Source organism: Bacteroidota bacterium (genome assembly GCA_016721765.1).
GTDB lineage: Bacteria > Bacteroidota > Bacteroidia > UBA4408 > UBA4408 > UBA4408.
The window spans coordinates 828,918-840,887 of sequence record JADKHO010000004.1; the positions used below are offsets into that span (position 1 = coordinate 828,918).

Annotated in this window: 9 protein-coding genes; 5 read left to right on the forward strand and 4 right to left on the reverse strand. The window is 37.9% G+C overall.

Annotated features, from left to right (window positions below; genetic code table 11):
- Positions 1–44: 44 nt before the first annotated feature.
- Positions 45–431, forward strand: a complete 387-nt coding sequence (apaG, locus tag IPP32_17525; GenBank protein ID MBL0049886.1) for a Co2+/Mg2+ efflux protein ApaG — start codon at positions 45–47, stop codon at positions 429–431.
- Positions 432–435: 4 nt separating this feature from the next.
- On the opposite strand, the gene IPP32_17530 is transcribed toward apaG, so the two are convergent.
- The 3 genes from IPP32_17530 to IPP32_17540 are packed head-to-tail and all read right to left on the reverse strand — an operon-like array spanning position 436 to position 7,690.
- On the reverse strand, positions 436–1,449 hold the full coding sequence (locus IPP32_17530) for a hypothetical protein (protein MBL0049887.1): 1,014 nt from the start codon (positions 1,447–1,449) through the stop codon (positions 436–438).
- Positions 1,450–1,481: 32 nt separating this feature from the next.
- Entirely contained in the window at positions 1,482–6,575 is a 5,094-nt protein-coding gene (locus tag IPP32_17535; GenBank protein ID MBL0049888.1) for a hypothetical protein, read from the reverse strand.
- Positions 6,576–6,619: 44 nt separating this feature from the next.
- The gene (locus IPP32_17540; GenBank protein MBL0049889.1) at positions 6,620–7,690 is read right to left on the reverse strand and encodes a PorV/PorQ family protein; all 1,071 of its coding nucleotides are present in this window, start codon (positions 7,688–7,690) and stop codon (positions 6,620–6,622) included.
- A 110-nt stretch (positions 7,691–7,800) separates the two neighbouring features.
- Here IPP32_17540 and IPP32_17545 point away from each other — a divergent pair, with 110 nt between their 5' ends.
- The 4 genes from IPP32_17545 to purS all read left to right on the forward strand — a co-directional run bounded on the left by IPP32_17545 (position 7,801) and on the right by purS (position 11,240).
- On the forward strand, positions 7,801–8,916 hold the full coding sequence (locus IPP32_17545) for an acyltransferase (GenBank protein ID MBL0049890.1): 1,116 nt from the start codon (positions 7,801–7,803) through the stop codon (positions 8,914–8,916).
- A gap of 39 nt (positions 8,917–8,955) precedes the next feature.
- The gene (locus IPP32_17550) at positions 8,956–10,005 is read left to right on the forward strand and encodes a hypothetical protein (protein ID MBL0049891.1); all 1,050 of its coding nucleotides are present in this window, start codon (positions 8,956–8,958) and stop codon (positions 10,003–10,005) included.
- Positions 10,006–10,258: 253 nt separating this feature from the next.
- Positions 10,259–11,005 (forward strand): CDP-diacylglycerol--serine O-phosphatidyltransferase, encoded by a 747-nt coding sequence (gene pssA / locus IPP32_17555; GenBank protein MBL0049892.1) that lies wholly within the window; start codon positions 10,259–10,261, stop codon positions 11,003–11,005.
- Positions 10,989–11,240: a phosphoribosylformylglycinamidine synthase subunit PurS gene (gene purS, locus IPP32_17560; GenBank protein ID MBL0049893.1), complete on the forward strand. Its 252-nt coding sequence runs from the start codon at positions 10,989–10,991 to the stop codon at positions 11,238–11,240. The genes pssA and purS overlap by 17 nt, the downstream gene beginning before the upstream one ends.
- A gap of 3 nt (positions 11,241–11,243) precedes the next feature.
- On the opposite strand, the gene lptB is transcribed toward purS, so the two are convergent.
- Entirely contained in the window at positions 11,244–11,969 is a 726-nt protein-coding gene (gene lptB / locus IPP32_17565; GenBank protein MBL0049894.1) for an LPS export ABC transporter ATP-binding protein, read from the reverse strand.
- Between the last annotated feature and the right edge of the window lies 1 nt (position 11,970).

An 11,970-nucleotide genomic window follows, 5' to 3' on the forward strand; every position in this document is an offset into this window, starting at 1 on the left:
AGAAAAACTTATTGCTATTATTGCTGCCGAAGTTTTACATTCGAATGGTAACAGAAATTACAAAAGGCATCCGCATCTCAGTAAATACGCGCTATCAGGAAGAATTTTCCAGTCCTGATAACCTGCATTTTATTTTTTCTTACCACATCATAATTGAAAATCAAAATGAATTTGCAGTGCAATTGCTACGCAGGCATTGGTATATTTTTGATAGTTCAGGTGAACAATCGGAAGTAGAAGGTGAAGGCGTTGTGGGTGAACAACCGGTATTACAACCAGGTCAAATTTATGAATACGAAAGTGCTTGTAATTTAAATACCGATTTGGGCAAAATGCATGGAACCTACACTATGGTGCGTCAATCGGATGGAGCCTATTTTGAAGTATTGATTCCCGAATTTCAGTTGATAGTTCCTTATAAATTGAATTAATTTTTCACTGCCGGATTTTTTTAAATCTAAAGTCAAAACTCAGACAAACCTTCATAAGCTTTGCTAAATTCGATTTTCGCTGCATGTCGCAAACCAACTGGTGTCGCGTAAAATCATGCGGATTAAATTCCTTATGTGCACCTTCTTGTAAGCCAATGTATTGATTTAAACTTACGATTCCCATTCCAATCAAAATCATAAGCTGAAGAAAAAAATTGCGTTTGTTCTTGTTATCATAATCCAATGCCAAAACCATTTCATACACTTTTTGCAATTGGTTTTCGAATTCTTGTTTGGTTTGCCTCATATCCTTTGATGCCGTTGCAAAGGTTGAAATTCCATTCATACTATCCTTCCACACATCAAAAATATCGTTCACCTGTTGCAGCAAACTTCCCAATTCATATATGCAATCGTGTTCTTTTTGCCCCAATGGATTTGAGAGTGTGATACGGTAAAATAAATGCGAGAGGCCACCTTTGTCGCTGCTGATTTTCTTTAATTCTTGCGCAGATAAATTTGAATTGATTTGCTTTTCGGTTTCAATTTGAACCTTGTAAATATGAAGAAACATTGCATCAAAATCCTTTTTATCTTCCAAGTTCTGATGCACTTGTTGCAGAAAAAATAAAAATAATCTATCAACTGAATTTTCTGCCGCATAGGAGAAAGGATTGTCCATCATTTCCATTACGCGGGCATTTTTACGCTTGGGGTGATCAAAAAAATCATCGTACAAACCGGTAAGAGCTCCTTGAAAAGTAAGTACTTTTCGTTCCCTTTCAGTCATTTTACTTCCTCGCAGCGTACAATAGTTTTCGCCAACTATTGCAACAACAAAAAGCGCATAATAATTTCTGATCTTAGCAAAATCGGCTGCTTCAAGACTTCCATCATTGGATTTTTGGGCAGCTGCTAAATGTGGTTCGAGATATTTTTTGAGGTAGTTTCTTTGTCGGTTAAGCTGCGCTACAAGCTTAGCCGAAACTCTAACATAAGGAAAAAAATTACGCCACATCCTACTCATCTCCTCACTGCTGACGCTTGCAATTATTTAAGTAAATACATTTTGCCCCAGCCCTTTTTAAAATAACCATCGGCTTGTGTTTCACGTTTTTCGATGTTCTCAGAATTTAGTTTTGTAACGGTGCGGTAAAAATAAACTCCGTTGGCCAATTGATCGCCAAAGTTATCTTTCCCATCCCAGGCATATTGGGTGATGTTTCTTCCAATGTGAATCGGCCCCAATTCATCTTGAAAAATTTCTCGAACAACTTTCCCACTGATAGTCATAATTTGGATTCTAAAATTTTGCGGAATTTCACTTCCCGTTAAGGTAAACACAAAGCGTGTAGAGGTACTAAACGGATTCGGATAATTCATCACTTCGGTGATACTCGATTTGTTTACTACTTCAAAACTGATTCGATAATCAATATCACCTGAACGGTTATTGGATTTGTCGCGTGCTTGAACGATTAATTGATACACACCATCTTCACTCAGATTGGGGCTATATTCCACTTTACATCTATTATCCGGCAACTGAGCAGGGATAAAACGTAGTGAAGCCCCATCAAATGGAATCAACACATCGGCATTTTGATTGGGATAGCGAATAAACACTTTAAATAACACAGAAGTATCCAAAGCCAAATAATTGCTTTCATCCTTTAATTGAACCGAAATGGCAGGTTTTGCAGAAACTAAATCTCCATCCAAAATATGCACCCCGTCAAAAGTTACATCCAACAATGGATTCACTTTATCCTTTGTAGCCGTAAATTCTTTTAAAGCAAAATTATTAAAGTGAAATTGCTCCGCTTGATCGTAGTTAGCACTTCCTGTTTTAATTGGATTTGCTTCCATAAATAAGGTATTTATTCCATCAAAACCTAATGTTGAGAAGGCAATGCTGGCAACTAATGTATCGTGAGCAAGTAATTTTTTGTAGCGTTGCGACTTGAGTTCATGAATCACTCTGTTTTTATCAACCAGCCAAAAACGAACCAATAGGCTGTCCATATTTATGTTGCTGATGTTTTCGATGGCTACTTTAAACTTTACCAAATCCCCTTCCAACACTTGGCTACTTTCAAAATTATAGCTAAGCAGCGGATTTACGGCAGCCTCCGGAATTTCTTCATAAATCACTTGCCAGCGCTTAAGTTGTGATGCAGTGAAACTGATATCGTCTTCGGTAAACTCACTGAGGCGCAGGTAAGGATATTGTGCCGCACTAATATTTTGAATGCTCATATCTGCTCTGAATGCAGCTGAATCCTTCAATATAATCTCCTGCCCATTAACATTCACCCCATACACTCTAAATCGAATATTATCATTCGTTGGCTGTTCGATTGATTGCGCTTGCCAATGCAAGGAATCCCATCTGGCCGAAGGACCAATTAAGCCGGAAATAATTTCACCGCTTTTACGGCTGTTACTCATGTTTTGGCTTAAACTAATTTGAACATGTCCTGTATCGCCAATAACAACGTGCACCGAACTTGGGTCGCCTACCTTTGCAAAATAAATCCATGGCTTTGTGCCGTAAATTGTACGCAATGCAGCAAAACCTAGCGTATCAAAATAATCAAAAATTCTGGCTTTGTTTTTCCAACCCGGATTGGCATATCCCCAGGTATACGCTAGGATGTAGTTTCCAACCGGAATACTGTCGAGCAATGATTTACCAAGATTCTCCATTTGAAGTGAATCGCCGGCGCTGAACGTAAATAATTTCATGGGGCCATAACGATTTGGGCAATTATTATTGTCGTTGCCGTTTCCTAAATTATGTCGAGGATTATATGTAAAAGTGGAACCTCCGGTAGTATCAATAAATCGTGTTGCCCAAGCTTCCAAGGTAGTGCCATCAATAATTCCAACTTGTATCTTAAATCCGCCGCCACAAGTTGCAGATTCTTGCAATTGCCCGTCAATGGAATAAGAAGTAGCATACAAATCAGGAATAGTAGGCACTCCGTAGGTTTGACAAAACAAATTCTTTTGCGCCGGAATCAGACTAAATTTACGATTCAAACTATCGTAATTCAAAAATTTAAATTCATCCTTTTTAAATTGTGGAAAATGTGCCTGAGCCCAGCCAGTTTTGTTTTTAATGTATTGAAATGAACTTTGTTTCCAAAATATAGGTTGATGCGTTCCGGTTGAATCACGACTTACTCTCCAATAATAAACCGTACTATCTTGTAAAATATAAGGCACTTTCCATTTCAAAACGCCACCTGCCGAAACAATAGTAGTATCGCGATAAAATGCCTGAAAACTATTAAATGCTTCATTGGTATCAATTTGAATAAAATAGCGCGCCGAGGGCGCAAGTGGGTCAAAGGTGCTAGCAACAAGACTTATACGGTTGTCGGGAACAATAGCAAACGGATATGGATAGACCGGCGAAATAAATCCGGAAGCAATATTTAATGTATTAACGGCCGCATTATTAATGCTGTTATCAAGTTCATCAATCACATTTCCCTCATCCACTATCACGTCAAATTTATTCAATCCAATTCCATTCACGCGATCAACCGGAAGTTTAAAAGCATACACATCGCTGTAATGCACACCCGGAATTACCTTGGTGTATACTTTAGGAGCAATGTTTCCCGGAAAAATTCGCTTTAACTGAATTACACTGGAATCATCAATAGCTTTTGCAATATTATTTACCCGCACATTCACAAAAAATGAATCCAAATTTGCGGTGATAGAATTGTTTCCTTGTATACCTGAAGTAAAGAAAATATCAGGCGATTCAATTTGATAATCGGGTTTAGCAAAAGCATTTAAAACCAAAGCAGGGTCGCCATGTAAAGTCATTTCGAGACACAGCGCTTTCATATATAAAAAGTTCGACTGAATGTTTAGCACGGATTTTTTCATCGCAAAAGAAATGGGCTTCCCATAATCGGTTTTTCCAATCGTAGTGAAAAAATTGGTGGAATAATTGTGCAAGTATTGAGAAATACCTTGTCCTACTTGCGCTATAAATCCAATTGCCCCACCATTGGGATATAGCACATAATTTTCATTTATTCGGCTTTCACCAAATCCTACCGGATTATGAATATTTCCCGAAAAGCAAGAGTTGGCAACCACGAGCGGATAGCGGCCTGTATTATTATATCCCGAAGGCTCATCAATACTCTGATCGAAACTAGTTCCGGAGGCATGACCAAAAAAGGTCATTAAAGAAGCACCCGTTTCTATTAATTGTTTCACCGAATCTGATAATGTAATTTGAATTGGTGCTGAGGTAGTTTTCAGAAATGTATGAATGCTTCCTCCAAAAGCTGTGTCTTCTAAAATCGCTTTATAGGTATCAAGGTTATTCGAAAATTGCAATTGTTCATTGCTGCTGTTACCACCACCAAAATGCAATACATTTTTCATCCATACTGCGCGCGTGGCACTTTCGTATTGTTGTACTTTATTAAGATAATTGGCAACGTCTTGATTTGTCGCAGCTGCAAGCCTTCCGGTAGGAATTGCAGGAGCAAAAAGCAAGGAATCATTTATATGATTTGTAATTAAATTATCGGATGGTGGATACCCAAATGAAGGCACCAAACATTGATCAATTATGGTAGAAGAATATCTAAAATTCAAATCCTGTGGCCCAAACTCATTGGCCGTAATTCCTTTTCCTAACAAGAATAGATAGGACGCCTTTTTTCCCCAGTTTTTTAATGCATCTTCAGCAAACTTGCGCAAGGCAATTGGATTGCGCTTTACGCCATAGCCATACTGATCATACAATTCATCGCTCAAGGCAAGTACTACATTGTGCGAACCTCCTGCAAAAGAAGAACGATAAGCTTTGTAATTAATAGCTTCGGGCAACAAACTTTTGTGTGATACCAGCAAGTAATCTGCTTGCTCCGACAATTGATTGGCATAATCGGTGAAGCGAGAAGCCGGATTTGTGCTCACCGGCATAACTCTTGGGACATAATTAATTCGGCTTTCGGATGTCAAATAGCCTTCGAAATCATTGTTTAAGTTCGGAAACAAAATTTGATAGCCTCCCGGAACAGCCTTAGCTTGAATGCGCCGCCCATCTTTTAAATCATATAAAAAAACGGTTGAGGATGCTGAAAAATTACTGATATCAAAACGCGCTTTCAATTGGTGTGTTATGCCAAAAATGCGAATGTAAACCGAATCTGAATTCTCTAAATCAAAGGTATGAGGATACATCAATCGGGCATAAGCAGTAGCAAGCGATTGCGGATTATTAACACCCGGAATAGCAATACTTTTAATAGTGATACTCGATGTACCACTCGCCAATAAGGCGGGTGCAATTGGGAAATTGTGTTGAAACGAGGCATAGCCAATAGACATGGTATCACTCAGCACAGTTGAATTTAGTTCAATCCGAATTTGATTGTTTTCATGAAATTGAAAATCATTGGTAAAGGCTACCACATTCATTTTTAAACTGGCATCTTGCCCAGCAGGATAAAGATTTGCAGTAGAAAAACTAATATTTTTATCGTTGCCGGGAGTAAAATAATTGCACATCCAACCTTCCCCTTTAGTGTATTCCGGATCAGTAATTAAAGTTACATCCGACTCCCCTTGATAATATTTTTCTTTAAAGTAAGTTAAGCGCTCCTGCATGTAATACGGCTCCGGAATAAAAGTGGTAATTCCGCTAGTATCCGCTCCTACAAGTTGCATACGTGGATTATTAAATACCGAATTCCAGGTTAAAAAGTAATAGGCAGTATCGGTATACAAACTGAAGTATGGGTTGGTGCAATTCCCGGGAGAATCATAAACTAAACTATCTAACCAGCCATCGTTGCGCTCTGCGTAAAATTCTATATAATCGTTGTTGTTAAAGATTCCATCGAGGTCGGTTTCATTTTTTACATAAATCGGAATTTCTTTACCGCGCCCAAAAAGCTGAAAGTTTTGTGGATGAACATTCGAAAAATTTATCCCCGAATTGTAAAGTGTAGTTGGCGTGATGCGATACACACCGGTTTTGGTAATCGGAAACTTATAGTAGGATTGCGTGTATTTTATCCAATTGTTGCTAGTGGCTTGCGCAGCACTTTTCAAACAAAATGGAATCAACAACACAATTAAGAGGTAAAGTTTCTTCATATTTTTTATTTCAATTTATTGAAATAGCTTGCGTGCGCAAAATATTAATGCTTGGGATTCAAATCCACTTTTATCGAAAACACATGCGACAACAAGCCAAAGTTTTGACCCACGTTAGCCAATGCATAATCTATTGAAAGTGATTTAAACAACTTCACTCCCACTCCAATGTTAGGTTGTGTAACATAGCTTGCCAATGCATTTAAATCCTGCACCTTTTGTATATTTCCAATACCTCCACGCAAAAAAATCAAATTGTCATATCCAACTTCTATCCCAATATGCGGGTCAACACTTATTGGGTCGCCTTTAAAAATCACATTGCGTTTACCATCAAAGGTTGCATCCAAGTTAATTTCAGCAAGTCCGCTAAACTTTTTATAAGCTACAGTTCTTCCCACTCCTAAAATTAATTTAGGCAAGGTAATTTCTAAGCCATTTTGAGGCAATTCGTTACCGGTTTGTTCAAAGATGTATTTTGTTTGATCATCCAAGTTATAGGTCCAGGAATTAAAGGTGGTAGATACATCCCGCACCATGGCACCCAACTTCCAATCTCCGCTGCGGTATTGCACACCGGCATCTAAACCAAAACCCCATGCACCTGCAAAATCACCAACTTTACGTCGTATAACCTTTGCATTCGCACCAATTTTTAAACCCTCAATTTTCAATTTTTTAGCATAGGATAGGATAAATGCATAATCCGCTGCCGAAAAGGTAGTAATGCGGTCATAATCAATTTGCCCATTGGCATCAATCAGTTCGGTAGTATTGGGAATATCATCCACACCAAATCGAACAATGCTCAACCCAATTGAACTGCTGCTGTCAATTTGCTTTGCCAATGCACCATAATCGTATTTGGCAATACCCGCAAAGTATTCGGAATGCATAAGGATCACTTCAAAATTATTTTTCAAACCTGCTAAACCTGCAGGATTCCAATAGCCTGAAGTGACATCGCTTACTGTTGCAACACTCGCATTACTCATTCCTAAAGCCCTTGCCCCTACTCCAATGGCTAAAAACTCATTGCTGTATTTACGCGTTTGCGCTTGGGCAGTTAAGCAAGTAATGGTCAAAAGGGTCAAAATCAATCTCCGTTGTATCATTTCTCAGTATATGGTTGGTGAAATTACTTATTCAATTCAAATATTTCAAATACTAATCGATAACTGAATTTTTTAATTAAAATTGTACTAGGCAAATAATTAAATACTACATGCAATCCGCTCCCAAAACTTATTTTCCCAACCTGGATGCGACACGTTTTTTTGCCTTTATTCCCGTTTTTTTTACCCATGTTTTTTTCTCACAAAACCCCGCTGTACTTAACTCCCAAACCTATCATTTTGTTGAAACTCACTTAAAAGTTGGAATTTTGGGCTTGGACTATTTTTTTGTTTTGTCGAGCTTCCTTATCACATGGATAATTTTGGAAGAATATCAAAATGCTGCTGCTTTTAATTTCAAAAACTTCGTTATGCGCCGTAGTTTGCGTATTTGGCCTTTGTATTTTTTAATTGTGGGAATTGGTTTTTTGGCTGCTCAATTCTTTACTACCGCTCAATTGCCGCCCCTGCCTTACTTTTTGTTTTTTATTTTGAATTTCTATATCGTGGAACAAGGCGATACTTTTTTGTTCTTTTTGGTGATTTTATGGTCGGTTTCGGTGGAAGAGCAATTTTATTTTTGCTGGGCGATATTGCTCAAGTTCTTAAAAAAATACTTGCTTCCCTTTTGTTTTATTTTGATTGGGATTTCGCTGCTTTTTCGTTGGATGAATTTAACAGACCAAAAAAAATTGTATTTCCACACAGCCAGTACACTTGCCAACTTCTCCATAGGTGCGCTGGTGGCCTACCTTTCCTTTAATAAAACAAAGGCTTTTCATTTTTTAAAAACGTTGCCCAAGATTCAAATTTTTTCAATTTATTTCTTGATGTTTTTAAACATCATTTTTTACAAAAGCATTTATTGTACCCCACTCTTGCAAACCTTTGAACGGCTTATCTTTTCATTGTTTTTTGGATTCATTATTTTTGAACAATCCTTTTGTACCGAGTCTATCTTTCGACTTGGTAAATGGAAATGGAGCAATTATCTCGGCAATGCTTCATTCGGCCTGTATTGCTATCATGGCGTTGTTATCACTATTTTTATTAAGCTCAGTGAGCACTATGGCTGGTCCTTTTCGGCATTACAAATTTTTATTCTTAACCCGCTACTGTTGTTAATCCTTACTATTGCTGTAACAATTGCCAGCTATGAGTTCTATGAACGAAATTTTTTAAAATTAAAAGATAAGTTCAGGCCCAAACCTATACCTGTAAAATAACTTGTGAGCGCTGCCTTGATAACAAACGACAAACACTTTATGAATGTCATACTTTTAAAACTTGAAAGTAAAACCTCACTATTTTTTTGCTCCTTGTTGGTTGGATTACTTTTTTTGGGATTAGCAATGCTCTATGCACAACCACTATTCAATTCGATGTACCATGGCAGTGTCTTCGCAAGAATGTCGACCGCGCCGTTTGATTTTACACAAAACTATGCTTTACAAAACCGAATTCTTGGGCCATTGTTGGGCTATTTGCTTTTTTTAAGAGGGGATTTATTCTATTTACTTCCGTTGATGTTCACCTTTTTCTTCCTTTCTGCCATTTATTATTTTCAGCGTAAAAATGATTGCAGTCCGCTAGTTGCTTTACTCTACGTTGCCATCATTGCCTTTTCCTCCTTAGTGCTAATCCCATTGTTTTCGCCCGGATATACTGACCCAATTTCATTTTTCTTTATTTTTCTTGCCTTTCAATTTGCTCAAAAATCACCCCAAAAATCAGCTATTTTTTATGCGCTAGCATTGCTAAATCACGAAAACTGTGCTTTTCTATTTCCAGCGTTATTGCTGTATTCAATGAGTTTTAAAACCACTTATTTTTCAACATTGCTAACTTATTTTTGCGCTTTGCTTCCGCTGATGGCATTCCGGATGTGGGTAGCCAGCGAAATTGAGCCTGAATATTCCCTTGCTTTTTATTTTTCGGACGAAAACCTTGAAGCCTGTGCAAGCGTTTGGAATAAAATCCCTGCAGGCATCTTTTTTTGCTTTAAACTGAGTTGGATTTTTCCACTACTTGGGATGATGTATGCGTTTAAAAACAAAGAAAAATGGCTAGGGCTTTCCCTACTTTCACTGCTGCTGGTTCCCTTACTGCAATACCTCATTGCCTATGATATTACACGAATGATGTGCATTGCATTTCCTGCCGTGCTACTATCCTTACAAAAATTGCAAAAAGAATGGGGCAACAAAAAATTCATCCAATTTGCCGCAACGATACTGCTCCTAAATTTTCTAATTCCTAGCGCTATCATGGCAAGAGAAGGATTGTTTTTGCTAACGCCTTTTTGGATGAATTAAAAAAAACAGTACCCACGAAGCTAAGCTTCGTGCGGCTTTTAATCTGAAGAGCTTTGCTCGGGTTCGCTGTAATGCTGTTCAAATAGTCCACAAGGTATTAGAAAAAAGTACACATTACCCGCGAAGCTAAGCTTCGTGCGGTGCACTTTACATATGCTACTTCCAAATAAACCAAATGCTTAATTAAACCAATTAAGGAAAAAACAACCAATTATAAAGTTCTCAAAAAATACCTTTCTTTGCATCCTAAATCATGAAAAAACACATTCCTAATTTTATTACTTGCCTAAATTTGGTTTGCGGCTGCTTGGCCATTGTGAGCATATTTCATAAAGCACTCGATATGGCCGCTTATCTTATTGCTGCTGCTGCTGTTTTGGATTTTTTAGATGGTGCTGTTGCGCGTTTATTACATGTTAAATCCGAAATAGGCAAACAGCTCGACTCCCTTGCCGATATGGTTACTTTTGGCGTTGCGCCAGGTTTTATCATGTACCAACTCCTTACTACTTCCATTTTCGAAACCTATGGAATGCTTGCCAATTCTGACTTTAAATGGAACCTTGCTTACATTTCGCTATTCATTCCGGTTTTTTCGGCCATTCGATTGGCTAAATTTAATATCGATACGCGTCAAACCGAATCCTTTATTGGTGTACCAGTTCCTGCCAACACTATATTTATAGCCGCTTTCCCGCTCATTCTTATTTTTCAACCGGAATCGTTTTTAGCACCTGCATTGCATCGACTCACTTTTTTAATTCCTACAACCCTTATTTGTTCCTTACTAATGGTAGCCGAATTGCCTCTCTTTTCGCTAAAATTTAAAAACCTTGGCTGGAAAGGGAATGAAATTCGATTCATTTTTCTCCTACTAGCCTCAGTATTATTAGCAGTTTTTAAATTTACAGGAATAGCACTATTAATTATTTTGTATGTAGTTTTGTCCTTCCTTAACAACCTTATCAAAAGCAAAAAATCAAATGAAATTCAGAGCTGAAATTAATGTAATGCCTTTAAAAGCTTTATTAGATCCACAAGGGAAAGCGGTTACTGCAAGCATGAAAAACCTGCACCTTTCAGAAATTGAAAATGTTAGAATCGGAAAACACATTTCATTAGAAGTGGAAGCGGAATCAAAAGAAGTAGCGCATTCGAAAGTGGACGAAGCCTGTAAAAAACTGCTGGCAAATCAAATCATGGAACATTACGAGTTCGATTTAATTGCAGAGTAACTGCTATTTTCTTAATTCAAAATTCTGTCCGAGGTAAACTCTGCGCACTGTTTCATCGGCCGCCAACTCTTCGGCTGTGCCTGCTTTTAATATTTTTCCTTCAAAAAGCAAATAGGCTCTATCGGTAATATTTAAGGTTTCATGCACATTATGGTCGGTTATTAATATTCCGATATTCTTTTCTTTTAGTTTGGACACGATGCTTTGAATATCTTCTACAGCAATTGGATCAACCCCTGCAAAAGGCTCATCCAACAAAATAAACGCCGGACTAACTGCCAGGCAGCGTGCAATTTCAGTTCTTCTGCGCTCACCTCCACTCAATAAATCGCCTCGGTTTTTTCGGATGTGTTGCAAACTAAATTCATCCAATAAGGTCTCTAGTTTTTCCTTTTGCTCTTCCTTACTCAACTTAGTCATTTCGAGAATGCAGGTAATGTTATCTTCCACACTTAATTTACGAAACACACTTGCTTCCTGCGCCAAATAACCAATTCCCAATTGTGCGCGTCTGTACATGGGTTCATTGGTAATGTCACGATCATCCAAATAAATTTTGCCTTCATTGGGTTTTATTAAGCCAACTGTCATGTAAAAGGTTGTTGTTTTACCGGCACCGTTCGGACCGAGCAAGCCCACAATTTCGCCTTGCTTCACATTTACCGAAACGGAATTTACTACCGTGCGGCTTTTGTATTTTTTAATTAAATTTTCGGTTCTTAAGATCATG